Here is a 15,904-nt window from a genome sequence, read left to right on the forward strand (position 1 = left end):
ATGTACAAGCGAGTAGCTGAATATCTCAAAAATGCCGGATTATTAGGTGGCTTTGAGGTTCAGTATCTAAAATGGCGTGATACGAAAAATAAAAGCAGCAAGTTCATTGTATTTCGACCCAATGGCGGTTCAATACTTAAAACCGATTTAGGTAATGAGTATTACACGTTAATAGATTTAATCGGCGCAGTAAATGACATTGAAACAATAGATAATGACACATCGATAATAGCTGATTACATCAAAAACAATCCTTACACCAATAGCACAGGGCTTATTCAGATAGTAGGAGCAATCCCCTCACCGGTGGCAACTGAAGAGGACAGGCTTGTTTATCGATTAATGGTTTCATGCAGATTTGGTTAGTAATTTAGAAAACAATTTATATCCCGCCTTGAGCGGGATTTTTTATTTTATAGGAGTTAAAAAATGGCAGAATGTTCAGAACAAAACAGCCAATTATTTGGCGCTGCTGTAGTTCTTGAGGTTTGTGACGGATGCCCAGACAAAACCCCAAAAGAGGCTGATTGGAAAGCTTTAATGGCTGGGAAATCCAAAGGTATTGATTATGGTCCTAATACGGCGACTAGTGATGCAGATGATCAGGGCGGATTTGCTGAGTCTATCGTCATCAATGCTGATATTGCTTTGTCATTTGAGGGTGAAGTCAGAGTTAATGACAAGTTGGATCAGTATGGTTTCTTCAAATTAGAGCGTTATTTTACCACTGAGTTAGCTAATAAACGTCAACCTAGTTTGTGGGTGCGATTGATGTATGGCGAAAATACTTTTGTTGCATATATGAATATAACTTCACTGAGTTGGAATGGCGGATCAAATGATATTGTATCAGCTTCACTTGAATTTAAAGTCGCTTCATCTAAATCAGTTAAAATTACTGGTAAAATTCCTACGACTCAATCAACTAAATAAGGCTATATATGATTAGAACAGACATAGGCGAAATGGTTATTTCAATTAAAAAAAATGGGTCATTGAGCGAAAAAAAAATTAACTATGTATTCACTCCCTCATTCGAAAATTTATCACAGCTTGGCGAACCATTTGAGATAATTAACGCCTATACTGTTCTGCTTTCTAATCAAGCCTACGAAGCGATAACACGGTTCAAAGAGCTAAATCATTACGTAACTAATTACATTAATGAAAAATTAACACTTCAACTCAATGTTGCTAGAAAGGTTTTGACCTGTTGTTGTTCAGCTGACGTTACTCAATTGTTAGGAAGTAAAAACAAAAAAGGGCTCATCCCAATTCACGATATTTTATTAATAGCTAGGAGTTTACTTGAATATGGCGTGGCTGGAAGGGCAAAAGTTAGAATATCGCAGCGAAACGAAAATAAATCGTACTCATCAGAATTTAAAATTACCGATTATATCAATAACGCAAGGGTTCATCTTGGATTGTCATTAGATGATGCAAAAAAACTAACAATGACCGAATACATCATGTTAATGGCAAACAAATATCCTGATAAAGATGGCTTCACAAGAGAAGAATACGACAAAACCTTAGCGGATTATGAAAAACGACGTCGAGAAAGACTTGCTAAAGCCGCTGAATGATGGTTTTTATTGCTCCAACCCTTTAAATAACATACTATTAACGAAAAATTAAGGAGATAGTATGAAAAAGATTGTATTGCTTGGATTAATTGGATTTATTTTAACTGGCTGTGGTGATGATAAAGTTACTAAAGAGTATCTCGTTGGTGATTGGCGGTGTAATTGGGAATCGTTCGAAAGAATGGATAGTGGCCGTGAAGAAAGTTATGGTGATGCTGTAGATAAAAGTGAATACATTCGAACGTATAAAATAATGGATGGCAAATTATATCATGTTTATGATGGAGATAAGCAAGAGCTTTACGATGTTGACAAAATTAATAGTAATCCAACGCATGAAATTTTAAATGATGACAGTACGTTTACTGGTCAACAAAAGCTTGAAAAAATAAGCAATGATCAATATAGATATGTAATTGCATCAGAATTTAAAAAAAATTCAAATACGACAAATGTAATAGATATCAGAAGCAAAGAAGTAACAACTTGCACAAGAATAAAATAACTATTGACTGGCCTAGTTATTTGATTGTATATTCTTGTTCAGGTCTCAAAACCTAAACAAAGCGGACACCGCCCCGATAGCATGCGGATTTTTTACGTCTAAAATTCAATGTCGAGAGGGCGAGGAATAAAATACCTTAGGGGAATAACTCCAGCCTTTCTTTGTTAGGCTTTTGAGCCTCTCGACACCCATTTAAATGGGTAATAATCTCAAAAAAATAAACAAAGGATATAGCATGTCAAACACAAAATTAGAAACAATTCAGTTCCACAATCAACAATTAATCGTTCTTAATTATCAAGATAAACCGTATGTCGCAATGAAACCAGTTTGTGAAAATATAGGGTTAAATTGGGCGGCACAATTCAAAAGAATTCAACGTCATCATGTGCTTAGTCAAGGTGTTGTCATGATGACAATACCCTCTAAAAGTGGTGCTCAAGAATACATTTGCTTACCAATTTCGATGATAAACGGGTGGTTATTCGGTATTGAAACTAGCCGAGCAAAACCAGAAATTAGAGCAACACTAGAACAATATCAGCTTGAATGTTTTGATGTTCTTTATAGTCACTTTATGCCAAAAGTAGCACAACAACACCCTAATACAATCTCACTCGAACAACAACAGGCAATCAAGCAAGCCGTAAATGAACGTTCTTACCGAACAGGTGAACATTATCAAGCAATTTACACCAAGCTTTATGAGCAATTCAAAATACCTCGTTATCAAGATTTGCCAGCGAATAAATTTGAGGAAGCGATTAAGTGGCTGGGTGGTGTGAATTCTCGAAGCGGATTATCTGACGCAGATTGGTATGATTTAGCATGGTTATATAAAGCTGCTGAGCGAATGCGATATCAAATAGAATTAATAGAGCCTGCATTGCGTGTGATTGATTCAGGTTTTAGAGGCAATTTTTATTCTATGGCTCGTGAATACAAGCGAGTTTTATATAGTGCTAAAGTAATAATTGAACGGGAAACAGCACATATACAACCTAAAGGGATAGCTGATAATTGGAATAGAGTTTTACCGATTATTAGGTTAAAAATATCTATATAAACAGAATCAATTATTATAAAAATCAAACCACCTTCGGGTGGTTTTTTATGCTTGTAAAAGTCTGTTTTACAAGTCCATCCAATATTTAAATTCAATTCATAACAATGCCTATCACAAGGCAATTTTTTAACCAAGAGCTTTACAGAATGAGCCTATGAGAATGACAGTTAATGTCGAACTCTTGGGGCTGTCTATTCTGTGTGACTTAGGCTCATTCTATAGAGGACATAAAATGGCTCAATATACAGAAGGAAATATTACTTACACCGTTTCACTTGAAATGAAAGAGTTACTGGAAAATTCTAGAAAAATCATGCAGGAAATGAAAGAATTAAATAACAGTGGTTCTAAAGCTTCTAAAGGTCTTGACAAGCTTGAATCTTCCGCTCAAAGTGCTGGAAATTCTCTGGGTAAATTGACAAATATTGCTAAGGCTGTATCTGCTGCGCTAGTATCAAGTACAGTTATCGCCTACGCTCAAAGCTGGAATGAGCTAGAAGACCGCATACAAAATACTGGCGCAACGGCGTCACAAACTAAAGACATTCTAGACCAACTTTTAGTTACTTCAGATCGTAACGGTCGTACTATCGAAGAGTCGGCCGAGCTGTATATCCGTCTTTCTAACTCTATGGGTGAGCTGGGTTATAGCACACAAAGTACAATATCTTATATTGATACTCTATCAAATTTGATGACTATCAATAAGACAAATTCATTGAGCGCAGAATCAGCCACCAACGCATTAACCAAAGCGCAGATGAAAGGAAAACTTGCTGGTGTTGAAGCAATGACTGTCTTTAATGCAATGCCTAGTATCCTTAAAACGCTTGGGAAACAGTTAAATAAGACTGAAGCGGAAGTGCGTAAAATGGCTAGCGACGGTAAGCTATCTATGTCTGAATTTACTGAAGCCATGATCGCTGCGCAGGAAGAAACGGCTGCACTTGCCGATAACATGCGAAATACTGTCACTGACGGTATTAATCGTGTAACCAACAACCTCAAAAAATATTTTGGTGAGCTTAACAACTCCACAGGTGCGACTAAATTACTCGTAGATTCGTTGATTCTAATGTCTCAGCATGTCGATATTTTGATGACTGGAGTCGGCGCACTTGCTGCTGTTTATGCAGGAAAATACATCACATCACTAGCTAATGCGACTAAGCAAAGTGCTGAGAAAGTGATTGAAAATATCAAACTAGCAACATCTGAACGAAATCTAGCAAAAGAAGAGCTTAGATCGCTTGAGATAGAAGGCAAAAAATTAACAGCTAGACGCAATGAACTAGTTGCTTTAAAAGCTGTCACAACGTCAAAGATTCAATTAGCAGCAATTGAAAAACAACTTAATAATATCGATAAACAGCGAACTGTATTAATAGACAAAGAAGCTTTAGCGCAAACAAGATTAGCATCTGCAACGAAATTATCTACTCTTGCTGCCAATGGTTTGAAAGGGGCAATGTCGTTATTAGGTGGTCCAGCGGGTATGTTGTTCCTCGCGGCAGGTGCATTGACAATGTGGTCAAGTAAAATTGATGAAGCTAAGCAAAAATCATTGGAACTCGGCGATAAAGTTGATCAGTTACGAGAAAAATACAAATCTTTAAATCACGAACAAAAAAAGCTTGAGCTATCAAGATTAAAAGTTGATATTGATAAAACAAAAGAAAGCATTGACGAGCAAACTATAGCTGTTGAATTTCTCAAAAAAGAATATGAACAATACAAGCGCAGAGCTAAGGGTAGTTTGAGTAGCATATTTACATCACAAGAGGGTTTAAATGAAGCTCAAAATAAATATCTAGAAGCAAGTGATAAACTAAAAAAATCTCAAGAAAATTTAGCAAAAGCAGAAAAAGCTCGAAGTGATATCGAATCTGGAACAATCGAAAAAACAAATGAGGCGACCGAGGCAAACAAAAATCTATCAAAAAGCTGGGATGAGGCATCTCAAAAAGAAATAGATAAAAAATTAGCAAGTTTATCAAAAGAGCTTGATATTGCCACGTTAAAAGCAGAAGACAATAGCGAAGCAGCATTTATTTTAGATGGTCTTTATTCCGCGCTGGGCGATAGTGCTAACGAATATCGAGAAGATTTAGTAGCACTGGCTCTTGGTCAAACAACATTCACCAAACTAACCGATGCGCAGGTGATAGCTTTACAGCCGTTGATAGCACAATTAAGAGCGTTGTCAGCGGAAAACAATAAAATTAAGGCAAGCAATAAAAAAGGCACAACAAAATCCTATGCCAAAGAAGTCAAAGAACTTAGCGACAAGCTTGAAGTTGCGAAGTTAGAAGCGCAAGGGCTTACTGTTGAAGCTGAATTGCTTGCTATTACTCAAAAAATGGGCAGTAAGGTTACAGCAAAACAAACAGAAGAGCTTAGAAAACTAATCGAAACATCGCAAGCATATAAAGCGTTAGGTACTTTACAAAGCCCAATTGATATTGAAAAAAACAGTTATAACAATTCAAAAACTGCGTTAGATGACTGGTTTTCTAAAAATCCCAAAAAGTATGCGGAGTACAATTCTAAGCTTGAACAATTAGAGCAACAACATCAAATAAACATGGCTAAAATTAAGTCTGAAGCCGTTGTATCTAAAGTTGACGACGCTGTAGCACAAGTTGACCCCGTTCAAGCATTGAAAAATGAGAAAGATAAAAAGCTAGCTCTTATCCAAGAATTTGCACAACAAGGGCGGATGATAGAAGAAAATGCTATTGCGCTTCGTGAGGCAGCTAATCGTCAGTATGAACAAAACCGCATCAATGCTCAGTGGGAAATATGGCGCAATCAAAGCGATGCTAACGAGTTTTTGGCATCATCATTAGAGGGACTAGCAAGTAGCGCAACAAGTACGATATCAGGGCTGATGTCAGGTACAATGACAGCAACGCAGGCAATGCAGAACTTTGCTAATGTTATTCTAAATGAAGCCATCGGGTCACTTGTTCAAATGGGTATGCAATACGTTAAAAATGCTATTGTAGCAAAAACAACATCAGCAGCAACTACAGCTACACAAGTGGCAGAAGCGGCGGCATTGACTGCCGCATATACGCCAGCAGCTATCCAAGCCTCGATTGCAACGCAAGGCGCAGCAGCAACAATTGGCACTACCTCATATATGACAGCTATGGGCACCATGAAAGCAGCAGCCATTGCGGGTGCACGTAAAAATGGTGGTCCAGTAGATGCTAACTCAATGTATCGAGTAGGTGAGAGTGGCAAGCCTGAAATATTAATGCAGGGAGGCAAACAATATTTAATACCGGGCGAAAACGGACAAGTGCTCAGCAATCGGCAAATAACATCAGGTAGAGTTGGTTCAAACGTCAATCTTACTATAAATATGCCGTTAAATATTGGCGATAATGGCGGAATGTCCGAGCAAGAGGGACAGCGGCTAGCTAAAAACATGGAGCAAGCAGTACGAGCGCAGATTATGAAAGAACAAAGACCAGGCGGACTACTAAATCGTCGTTGATTTAATGGGTGAATTTTCATACTATTAACAAAAAATTAAGGAGAATGGTATGAAAAAAATCTTATGTTATTTAGTTTTTTTGCTGTGTATTATTTCGTTTATCTCAGAGGCTGCAGGGAAAAAAGAAAAATTTAAGCCTGATGGGAAAGAATTATTTATTATTAATGAATATGCTCCAGTAACTCGTATACAAGTACACACAGTCCCAGAGATTGGAACATCCAAATTTTTACCCATCGAAAAATATAAAGGTATGGTTGGTTATGTTGATAAAGTAATTGAAACTAAGTACGATTCTTATAAAAAGATTGTTTTGAAAAATGGAGATGTTTTTTATTTAATTAAAACTTCATATAGCTCTTCTAATCCAAAGTATGAATCAGAAGAATATCTAATTAGTATGGAGGAGTATGAGAAAGTAAAAAATAATGTCGAAGAAACAAAAAAAATAAAACTTAATAATATAAGTGATATTTCTATCCAAGTAGCAACAGCAGGCAAATATGGTATTTATGATGTTACCTTATCTAATGGATTAAATTTAAGATGGAATGATTTTAAAATATTACAAAACTTTATTAAAAATATAACCGATGAAACTGATGCAAAACTTTTAATAAATACATTAAATGAAGGTGGAATTTATCTCTATTATGACGAGATAGATAATATTTACCAAATATATATGGGGGGGGATTCTACGTTTGAAATGTTTTTAAAGATTTTTGATGCAAAGAAAATAATGCCTGTTGCTAAAGTGACATATAGTGACTCAAATTGGGTTTTTGCAAATAGTTTTGTTGTGTTTCAAAACGGGAAAAAACTGTCTCGTGATAACGTCCAATTTAAAAGAGACAGTAAATCAGTTGTTGTTGAATGGTATAATTTAGTATGTAGTAAAGAAGATTTGGATAGCATTAGATTGCTAGATGAAAATGAAGAGGCGACTGTAAGATTTTATGGTTCTAATCACAATAAGGATAAACAAATCAGTACTGAAAGTATTAAAAAAGTAAAAAAAATTATTGTGCTATATGATATGTTGACGAAATATTACACCATTTAAAGCAATTCAAACCCTCTAAGAGGGTTTTTGACATAAGTTATTTTGAGAAGTGTTTACCAAAAAACCATACGAATACAAAAAATAAGATAAAAACCAGTGGATTACCTAATAAATTATCAAGCAATGTGTTTTCGGGAACATTTCTAGCTGCAATCAATGAATCTTGTCCAAATACTAAATTACTAAAAAATAGTGATAATATGCATAGTGTTAATTTGTTTATCGTTTTCATTTTGAATTTCCTTTTTTGGTATTAACTTCTTTTTGGTCAAGATAGTTGCGTATGATTCCTATATGGAGTTATTTTTTATTTTTCTTCATGGATATAAGTCAAAATATAGTTTTCTTTTAACTTGCGTAAATCTTCTAATTTGCTTTGAACCTCTCTTTCAATTTCATCTAGTTTTTTGAGATAGTCACCTGTCTCTCCAGATAAATAATTTTCCAAAGCATAAATAATTTCGTTGTTCATTGATCTGCCATTTTTTTTAGCTAACTCAGCAATTTTATCTCGCATTCCTTCAGGGAATCTTACAGTAAACTTATCCTGCAATTGGCTTGGGAATTTCTTTTCCATGATAAAGTCTCAAAAAATTTTTGAATATATAATAATGTCAACTTGACATTATTGTAAATAGTGTTAAATTAACACTAGTGGCAAATAGCCATCACAAAAAGGAGAGAAGATGCAAAAAGAGAAATTTATAAAATTCACTTTTAGAATACGTGAAGATGTTCATAGTGAAGCAAAGGCAAGAGCTGAAAAAGAGGGAATATCTTTAAATTCAGCTTTACATCAAATGGTTGTAAGAGAACTGGAAAATAACAAAAGGAGAGAAACAAATGTCTAAAAAAGCAAAAACCCCAAGTGCTGCAACACTTGAGGTCTCAATAATTAATCCCACTATAAAAGGAACTAATATAATGAAAAATGATACATCTTTAGTTAATAAAAGTCAATTGACAATGTCTAGCCGTGAGATAGCGGAATTGACAAATAAACGACATGATCATATATGTCGTGATATTAGAGCAATTTTAGTTGCTTTATTAGGTGGAGAAGAAACAGACTACATCCGTAACCCAAATCTGGGTTACCTAACAAATCAACATGTTAGCTGTAATCAGTATAATTCTAAAAATCCTAACGCATGGGAATATCATATTTCTCGACGATATACTGAGATACTGATAACTGGTTATGATATTAAACGTCGTACAGCAGTTATTGATCGTCTATATGAGTTAGAAGAGGCTAATAGAACAACTCATTCAAAACTTCCAACCACTAAAGAGCTTGCATTAATGGTTATTCAAGCTGAAGAAGAAAATGAACGGCTTTTAATTGAAAATAAAACATTAGGAACTCAGCTCGAAGAAATGAAAACAACAGTTGAAGCTTTTGATCGCATTGCAACTAAAGCTGAGGGTAGTATGTGTGTAACTGACACAGCTAAACATTTACAGGTACAACCCAGAAAATTCTTTCAAGAATTAAATGCAATGGGGTGGATCTACAAAAGAACAGGTTGTAGCCATTGGCTTGGTTATCAAGATAAGGTCAAGCAAGGTTTGTTAGAGCATAAAGTAACAACGGTCTCAAGAAGTGATGGTAGTGAAAAGATAGTAGAGCAGGTATTAGTTACCCCTAAAGGACTAGCTAAACTATCACAAATATTAACAATGCACTAAGCCATTATTATAAGCCCTCTATAAAAAGGGGGCTACTTGAGGATATAGCTATGACAAATCAATTAATGTTTCACAGCACGACTGTGCAGTCAGTCAATCACAATAATCAAATTTGGATCACATCTACCGAGCTTTCAAAACTGTTAAAATATTCCGATAGTAAATCTGTAACAAAGATTTATAGCCGAAATTCTGACGAGTTTACCAATAAAATAACAATGGTGGTCAAATTGACTACCAATGGAATAAACAATAGCTTACGTGAAAAATCTGTCCGTATTTTCTCTCTTAGAGGTGCACATTTAGTCGCAATGTTTGCTAATACAGAAATAGCCAAAGAAGTAAGAAAATGGTTACTTGATTTAGCAGATAAAGAAATCGGTATAAGTGAGACTATTTCACTCGAACAACAACAAGCAATCCAACAAGCTGTTAATGAAAGAGTTTATAGAACAGGAGAAAGACATCAAGCGGTTTATTCAAAGTTTCATCAGCAATTCAAAATACCTCGTTATCAAGATTTGCCAGCGAATAAATTTGAGGAAGCGATTAAGTGGTTAGGTGGTATAACACTGAGGGATTATAAGTCAGTTAATATTGATAATTTAAAACGACAATACAATTATATAGGAACAATTCAGGAATATTATTACAGAATATTTGATTTATATAATGATTGTTTAGCTGATTTTTTAGAGAAAAACAGCCCACATCTTCACTACAATTTTTCAACAGCACTTAATAAGATACAAGTTAATCTGAGTTTATCAATGAATTTTGTTCGTGGTGAATTGCCAAGAATGAATTGCTAATAGTTTGCTGAACACTACAAAAATTTATTTAAGCCGCCTTCGGGTGGTTTTTTTATACTTGGAGAAAATTATGGAGACATTCCACTGGAGACCTCAAAACGGCTCTACTGTGTCGGTAGCACCTAAAGTAAGAGATATTCGGTTCGGTGACGGCTATGCGCAACGTTTTCCGGATGGTATTAACAATGACTTGCGGTCATATAGTGTTTTGTTTGTTGGTTTAACTGAAGATATCGATTTAATCGAAGATTTTTTAACAAGGCATAATGCAGTTAAATCGTTTTTGTGGACAGAGCCTAATACTCACAAAACCATCAAGGTGGTTTGTAGAACTTGGACGCCAACCCCTAATGGTACGGTTAAAACAATTTCTGCAACGTTTGAAGAGGTGGTCGCATGATCCCAAAAAATATGCTATGCGATATTACAAAACTTGAAGCTGGCGCAATTATCGAATTATTCGATATCGACTTAAGTGAAATCGTTGGACATAAAGCAGTTTTGCGAGTTCATAACGGATTAAATGAACTAAGACGGGCTATTATATGGCAGGGCAAAGAGTACGAGCCATACCCAATTAAAGCGCAAGGTTTTGAACGTAGCGGACAAGGAACAAGTAACCGCCCAACGCTTACAGCCAGTAATGCTTATGGCATTTTAAATGGTCTAATTGAGAGTTATGAAGGCATGATTGGTGCCGTGGTAACAAGACATGAGGTATTAGTTAAATATTTAGACGCTATCAATTTTGCAAATGGTAATAAACATGCGGACCCGCATTGTGAAATTGTCTCTAATTATATATTGGAGCAAGTCAAACAACAAACATCACGGGTAGTTGTATTTGAATTAGCGCTGCCTTGTGAATCTGACGGCGCCATGTTGCCTAAACGCATCATTATTGCCAATACATGCGGTTGGATTTATCGCAGTACTGAATGCGGATATACAGGGGGCGCAGTTGCTGATGAGTTTGATCAACCAACGGATGATATCACACGGGACAAATGCAGTAGATGTGTGGCTGGGTGCAAACTAAGGTTTGGCCAAAACGGTATTCTTCCCTTTGGGGGATTTCCAACAGCAGCCAAATTATCCTAATCCCCTCTTTCCAGTTTTACAAACCACTCCAAAATTAGATAAACAATGAAAACAGAAATACTTAATCACGCAAATTCTTGCGGTGAGGCAGAGTGCTGTGGTCTTGTTATTGGTAATAAAACCTACATGCCATGCAATAACATCTCAGCCACACCAACAGAAACATTCGAAATATCACCGGACGACTGGATAAGAGCTGAAGAAAAAGGCGAGATCACAGCGGTTGTACATTCTCACCTTAACGGAGTTCCGATTCTCAGTGAAGCGGACCAAATTTCCCAAATCCGTACGGCTGTTGATTGGTGGCTGGTATGTGATAACCAAATTCATAAGTTTAGGTACATAAAACCGTTATTAGGTCGCGAGTTTCAACATGGTAAAACCGATTGCCTATCAATAATTAGAGATGCCTACATGCTGACTGGCATTGATTTACCTAATTATGAACGTAAGGATGATTGGTGGCATACAGGTCAAAATCTCTATTTAGATTTACTACCTAAAAATAATTTTGAGCGCGTTGAGTTAGAAAGGCTTCAGGCGGGAGATGTTATTCTCGTTTGCCTTGGCTCAGAAATTCCCAATCATGCAGCTCTCTACATTGGCGATCAACAAATTTTACATCATTGTCCTAACCGAATGTCCAAACGGGATTTATATGACGGTTTTTGGTTCAGTTATACACACTCAGTATGGAGACACAAAAAATGGCAAAAATATGCCTTTACGGCGATCTTAAACAATATGGCAATAGATTCCATATGAATGTTGACACAGCAGCAGAGGGATTGAATGGACTTTACTCTCAAATTAATGGGTTAAGGAAACGAATTATGGAGGGTTGGTTTCATGTTCGTATCAATGGCGTTAATTTGACGCATGACACTTTACAGATTGGGTTACATAGTCGTTTACCTAAAAAAGCCGTTATTCATATAGTCCCACATGTAGTTGGAGCAAAAACCGGAGGTTTATTTGGATTTATTGCAGGTACAGCGTTAGTTGTTGCAGGTATAGCAGTAGGAATTTCAACGGGAGTGGGTTTCGCGATGGTTGCCGCCGGAGCAGGTTTAGGGATCGGCGGTTTTTCACAAATGTTAACACGACTTCCGAAAACAGAGAAAACTTCAAGTGACAGCAATAAAAATACGTATTTCTCAAACCTTGATAATACGATGGCTCAGGGAACAGCGGTGCCAGTGATATTTGGTAGAGTAAAAACTGGTTCAAAGACCATTTCGCGAGGACTGGAAACTAAGGATGAGGTAAAAGAAAACATTGGCGATAAGCCTATACTTCGCCCAATAAAGGAGCGTTCAAATGGGTAAAAGTTCGGGGAAAAGCAAATCCCCGTATGAAGCTCCGGACAATCTTCAATCAAATCAGGAGCTGCGCATTATTGATATGTTGGGCGAGGGACAGATTCGAGGCATAGTAGGTGGGCTAAAGGGTGTTTTTTTAAACGATACACCAGTTCAAACGCCTGAAGGTAATTTTAATTTTAAGGGTGTTGAAATTGATTGGGTAAACGGAACACAATCACAATCACCTTTGAAAGGTTTTTCTTATACCGAAAACGAAATTCCAGTTAATCTCCAGATCAAAACCACCGCCCCAATTACAAGGACAATCACAGATCCGAATATTGATCGGGTTAGGGTTACCGTTGGCGTGTCGGCGCTAAAATCCATCGATAATAAAGGGAATACGAACAGAACAGACGTATCAATGTCGGTGCAAATTGGTAAGGGTGATGCATGGAAAACGATTAAAAATGTTAACTTAATTAATAAAAAAACAAACTCTCAATATTTAACATCCGTCATTTTGGATGAATTACCCTCAACACCGTTTAATATTCGTGTTATACGAAATACACCTGATAGTAAATCTCAAACACTGGTAAATGATACGCTATGGAGTTCATACACTGAAATCTACGATGCTAAATTTTCATACCCTAATACTGCGTTAATCGGTTTAAAATTTAATTCTGAGCAGTTTAGTGGTACACCGAGGCGCAATTATCTCCTTGACGGTCTAATTATCAGGGTGCCAGATAATTACGATCCAGAAACACGAGAGTATAAAGGTTTTTGGTCGGGAGATTTTAAGCTTGCTTGGACAGATAACCCCGCATGGATACTTTATGAATTGTTGACAAATAAGCGTTACGGTATGGGTGATCGATTAAGTTCATTTGGAGTAGATAAATTTACTTTGTACTCTATTGCGCAATATTGTGATCAGTTAGTCGATGATGGCTTTGGTGGTAAAGAGCCGCGTTTCACCTGTAATTGTTATATTACAGAGCAACGACATGCTTTAAATGTTATTAATGAATTATGTTCAGCATTTCGCGGCATGCCTATATGGAACGGTACACAATACTCAGCGGTAATTGACAGACCAAATGATGTTGTTGCGATATATTCCAACGCGAATGTTGTTAACGGACAATTTACATATACTTCAGCAGCATTAAAGGAAAGGCATACGGCCGTACATGTGCGCTACATTGATCCTGATAACAATTGGGAAACAGCAATAGAATACGTTGCAGATGATGACCTAATTAAGCGATTCGGGTTAAATGTGGCGCAGGTTGACGCGTTTGGCTGCACATCCAGAGGTCAGGCTCATCGGGTTGGTAAATGGTTAATCCAGACTGAGAAATTAGAATCTCAAACCGTAACATTTTCTGTTGGTCGTGAGGGTATTCGACATTTGCCAGGTGACATTATTGGCATTGCTGACAATGACTATACTGGTACGACAATTGGCGGGAGAGTCAAGTCGGTAGATGGCGTCACTATTACATTAGATAGAGATATTGATATTAAAAAAATCAATGATGCATATTTCAGTGTTACGGATATCAACAGTGATTTACGCAAAATTAAAATACAAGCACAAACTAAACCTAATCAAATCGTGTTAACAGAATTGGTTGATGTTGACCAGTATTCTGTTTGGAGTTTATACGACGGAAAAATAAAACCACGATTATTCAAAGCTATTACTATTACTGAAAATGATGATGGTACATATTCAATTACAGCTTTACAGCATGATCCTAATAAAGAAGCAATTGTTGACAAAGGCACGGTGTTTGAAAAAGAAAGCAATACAATATTCAACTGGGCAATCCCTCCTGTTGAACAATTACAGGTAGAAGTTACGCTAGAGTCTGATTTATATCAGGCTCGTTTATTGTGGTCAACACCTCGCACAATTCAGAATCTGAAATTTGAGGTAAAAATTTATCGTGATGAAAAATTGGTTAGTCGTGAGGTTGTTGCTGAAAATGAGTATTATATATCCGAGTTGCAGCAGGGTAAATTTAGTGCCATTGTTCGTGGTGTTGGTGAAAATGGGCGATTAGGTGATGAAAGTACGGTAGCATTTTCAATATTACCACCTGCAGCACCGTCGGGATTAGTCCTGACACCTAGTGCATTTAATATTGCAATTCGCCCCGTAATGACTGCCGTGTCCAGTTTAGGTACTCAATTTGAGTTTTACAAAGGCACAACAGAGGCGGAAGTCGAGGCTAAAACCCATTATATGGGACGCGCGATGTCACTTACTGACGTTGATTGTACTCCAGATACAAAATATTGGTACGGTGTCTGCGCAGTTAACGTTGTAGGTCGTTCTGAAATGTACATATCCAGCACCAAGACATTAATTGCTGAAAATGGCGCAGGGGGGTTATTCAGAATCCAAACCGACGACGGTAAATTTCCTGACAATGATACTGCTACATTAATGTTTTATCAACAATTTGGGTTTTACCCTGCCCGTGATACGACGTTGATGTTCTATTCACTAGATTCAAATGGAAAAGTTTATCATACAGAGGCTATGATATACGATGGCGCACACTGGATTATGCCGGCAATGTTTTTGGATGGACATTTAATTGCAACAGGAACTATTCGGGGCGACAGGATCATTGCGGGTACTGAAATGACAGCACTGTTAATTCGGGGCGGGAGCGTAGTAGCTGGCAGTGTTATTAGTGCCGGCACACCTCCGGCATTTGAGTTGCAACCTGATGGCACATTAACCGCAAGAAAAGCTAATATTTCAGGAAGTATCTACGCAAATTATGGGCAGTTAGATAACGTAGTTATCAACGAAAACTGCAAAATACAAGGAAAACTTACTGCGATGCAAATTGTAGGAGACCTTGTAAAAATGCACCTCTGTCATAAAGGTAGATCAATCACGATTAATCCAGAGCCATTCGATCGAGATATGGTTATTTTGCCACTAACATTAAATGCGATTGGGAGAAAAGGTTCGGGTGGTGACAAAGGGGAACAATTTTATTGGAGATATGGATGGCTGAGAATTATCATTAAAAATAATGCAAATTCGGAATTTATTGAAAGAAATCTTATGACATCAACAGAAAATCTTACAGTAAGCACAACCCTTTCAGTTACTGTACCGTCTAATGTGACGTTTTTCGTTACCACGGAATTGCCGAGTAAGAGTCGCGTTGATGGTATACCCGATTTTATAACAATCATGACAGTAAAAAAATAATAACCACCTTA

General features: G+C 36.8%; 16 protein-coding genes and 1 pseudogene. 15 read left to right on the plus strand and 2 right to left on the minus strand.

From position 1 onward, the window contains the following. The 7 genes from J4T76_RS10175 to J4T76_RS10205 all read left to right on the plus strand — a co-directional run bounded on the left by J4T76_RS10175 (position 1) and on the right by J4T76_RS10205 (position 7,731). Entirely contained in the window at positions 1-366 is a 366-nt protein-coding gene (locus J4T76_RS10175; RefSeq protein ID WP_267340741.1) for a phage tail termination protein, read from the plus strand. A gap of 63 nt (positions 367-429) precedes the next feature. Then, positions 430-933 carry a hypothetical protein gene (locus J4T76_RS10180; RefSeq protein WP_267356247.1) on the plus strand — a complete coding sequence of 168 codons (504 nt, stop codon included), beginning with the start codon at positions 430-432 and terminating at the stop codon, positions 931-933. A gap of 8 nt (positions 934-941) precedes the next feature. Next, positions 942-1,589 (plus strand): DUF6246 family protein, encoded by a 648-nt coding sequence (locus J4T76_RS10185; protein ID WP_267363263.1) that lies wholly within the window; start codon positions 942-944, stop codon positions 1,587-1,589. A gap of 61 nt (positions 1,590-1,650) precedes the next feature. After that, a complete protein-coding gene (locus J4T76_RS10190) occupies positions 1,651-2,094 on the plus strand; it encodes a hypothetical protein (RefSeq protein WP_267356277.1) in 444 nt (147 codons plus the stop codon). A 235-nt stretch (positions 2,095-2,329) separates the two neighbouring features. Next, complete coding sequence (locus J4T76_RS10195; RefSeq protein ID WP_267356279.1) at positions 2,330-3,160, plus strand: phage antirepressor N-terminal domain-containing protein; 831 nt, start codon at positions 2,330-2,332, stop codon at positions 3,158-3,160. A 232-nt stretch (positions 3,161-3,392) separates the two neighbouring features. Beyond that, positions 3,393-6,665, plus strand: a complete 3,273-nt coding sequence (locus J4T76_RS10200; RefSeq protein WP_274460469.1) for a tape measure protein — start codon at positions 3,393-3,395, stop codon at positions 6,663-6,665. Between the two features lie 49 nt (positions 6,666-6,714). Further along, entirely contained in the window at positions 6,715-7,731 is a 1,017-nt protein-coding gene (locus J4T76_RS10205; RefSeq protein ID WP_267356265.1) for a hypothetical protein, read from the plus strand. Positions 7,732-7,768: 37 nt separating this feature from the next. Here the strand turns inward: J4T76_RS10205 and J4T76_RS10210 are convergent, their stop codons facing one another. Then, positions 7,769-7,963, minus strand: coding sequence for a hypothetical protein (locus tag J4T76_RS10210; protein ID WP_267356263.1), 195 nt, complete (start codon positions 7,961-7,963; stop codon positions 7,769-7,771). A 75-nt stretch (positions 7,964-8,038) separates the two neighbouring features. Beyond that, a complete protein-coding gene (locus J4T76_RS10215; RefSeq protein WP_267342154.1) occupies positions 8,039-8,308 on the minus strand; it encodes an Arc family DNA-binding protein in 270 nt (89 codons plus the stop codon). Positions 8,309-8,417: 109 nt separating this feature from the next. Between J4T76_RS10215 and J4T76_RS10220 the strand changes: the two genes are divergently transcribed. The 8 genes and pseudogenes from J4T76_RS10220 to J4T76_RS10255 all read left to right on the plus strand — a co-directional run. Continuing rightward, positions 8,418-8,582, plus strand: coding sequence for a toxin-antitoxin system HicB family antitoxin (locus J4T76_RS10220; protein ID WP_267342153.1), 165 nt, complete (start codon positions 8,418-8,420; stop codon positions 8,580-8,582). Then, positions 8,575-9,423, plus strand: coding sequence for a phage regulatory protein/antirepressor Ant (locus J4T76_RS10225; RefSeq protein ID WP_267356262.1), 849 nt, complete (start codon positions 8,575-8,577; stop codon positions 9,421-9,423). The genes J4T76_RS10220 and J4T76_RS10225 overlap by 8 nt, the downstream gene beginning before the upstream one ends. A 50-nt stretch (positions 9,424-9,473) precedes the next feature. Beyond that, on the plus strand, positions 9,474-10,235 hold the full coding sequence (locus J4T76_RS10230) for a BRO-N domain-containing protein (RefSeq protein WP_274460470.1): 762 nt from the start codon (positions 9,474-9,476) through the stop codon (positions 10,233-10,235). Between the two features lie 70 nt (positions 10,236-10,305). Next, positions 10,306-10,635: a phage tail protein gene (locus J4T76_RS10235; RefSeq protein ID WP_267372677.1), complete on the plus strand. Its 330-nt coding sequence runs from the start codon at positions 10,306-10,308 to the stop codon at positions 10,633-10,635. Continuing rightward, a complete protein-coding gene (locus J4T76_RS10240) occupies positions 10,632-11,336 on the plus strand; it encodes a phage minor tail protein L (protein ID WP_267356290.1) in 705 nt (234 codons plus the stop codon). Before J4T76_RS10235 ends, J4T76_RS10240 begins: the two co-directional genes overlap by 4 nt. A 45-nt stretch (positions 11,337-11,381) precedes the next feature. Beyond that, positions 11,382-12,101, plus strand: coding sequence for a C40 family peptidase (locus J4T76_RS10245; RefSeq protein WP_267340746.1), 720 nt, complete (start codon positions 11,382-11,384; stop codon positions 12,099-12,101). Next, positions 12,044-12,664 (plus strand): tail assembly protein, encoded by a 621-nt coding sequence (locus J4T76_RS10250; protein ID WP_274460471.1) that lies wholly within the window; start codon positions 12,044-12,046, stop codon positions 12,662-12,664. Before J4T76_RS10245 ends, J4T76_RS10250 begins: the two co-directional genes overlap by 58 nt. A 301-nt stretch (positions 12,665-12,965) precedes the next feature. Continuing rightward, positions 12,966-15,893 (plus strand): annotated as a pseudogene (locus J4T76_RS10255) (phage tail protein); the annotation flags it as partial. Between the last annotated feature and the right edge of the window lie 11 nt (positions 15,894-15,904).

The sequence above is a fragment of the Gilliamella sp. B3022 genome (assembly GCF_028751545.1).
Classification (GTDB): Bacteria; Pseudomonadota; Gammaproteobacteria; order Enterobacterales; family Orbaceae; genus Gilliamella.

Coding starts and splice junctions, on each gene's coding strand:
- J4T76_RS10200 (WP_274460469.1), top strand. CDS start 3,393: ATGGCTCAATATACAGAAGGAAATATTACTTACACCGTTTCACTTGAA.
- J4T76_RS10185 (WP_267363263.1), top strand. CDS start 942: ATGATTAGAACAGACATAGGCGAAATGGTTATTTCAATTAAAAAAAAT.
- J4T76_RS10180 (WP_267356247.1), top strand. CDS start 430: ATGGCAGAATGTTCAGAACAAAACAGCCAATTATTTGGCGCTGCTGTA.
- J4T76_RS10195 (WP_267356279.1), top strand. CDS start 2,330: ATGTCAAACACAAAATTAGAAACAATTCAGTTCCACAATCAACAATTA.
- J4T76_RS10240 (WP_267356290.1), top strand. CDS start 10,632: ATGATCCCAAAAAATATGCTATGCGATATTACAAAACTTGAAGCTGGC.
- J4T76_RS10220 (WP_267342153.1), top strand. CDS start 8,418: ATGCAAAAAGAGAAATTTATAAAATTCACTTTTAGAATACGTGAAGAT.
- J4T76_RS10235 (WP_267372677.1), top strand. CDS start 10,306: ATGGAGACATTCCACTGGAGACCTCAAAACGGCTCTACTGTGTCGGTA.
- J4T76_RS10190 (WP_267356277.1), top strand. CDS start 1,651: ATGAAAAAGATTGTATTGCTTGGATTAATTGGATTTATTTTAACTGGC.
- J4T76_RS10175 (WP_267340741.1), top strand. CDS start 1: ATGTACAAGCGAGTAGCTGAATATCTCAAAAATGCCGGATTATTAGGT.
- J4T76_RS10225 (WP_267356262.1), top strand. CDS start 8,575: ATGTCTAAAAAAGCAAAAACCCCAAGTGCTGCAACACTTGAGGTCTCA.
- J4T76_RS10210 (WP_267356263.1), bottom strand. CDS start 7,963: ATGAAAACGATAAACAAATTAACACTATGCATATTATCACTATTTTTT.
- J4T76_RS10215 (WP_267342154.1), bottom strand. CDS start 8,308: ATGGAAAAGAAATTCCCAAGCCAATTGCAGGATAAGTTTACTGTAAGA.
- J4T76_RS10245 (WP_267340746.1), top strand. CDS start 11,382: ATGAAAACAGAAATACTTAATCACGCAAATTCTTGCGGTGAGGCAGAG.
- J4T76_RS10230 (WP_274460470.1), top strand. CDS start 9,474: ATGACAAATCAATTAATGTTTCACAGCACGACTGTGCAGTCAGTCAAT.
- J4T76_RS10250 (WP_274460471.1), top strand. CDS start 12,044: ATGGCAAAAATATGCCTTTACGGCGATCTTAAACAATATGGCAATAGA.
- J4T76_RS10205 (WP_267356265.1), top strand. CDS start 6,715: ATGAAAAAAATCTTATGTTATTTAGTTTTTTTGCTGTGTATTATTTCG.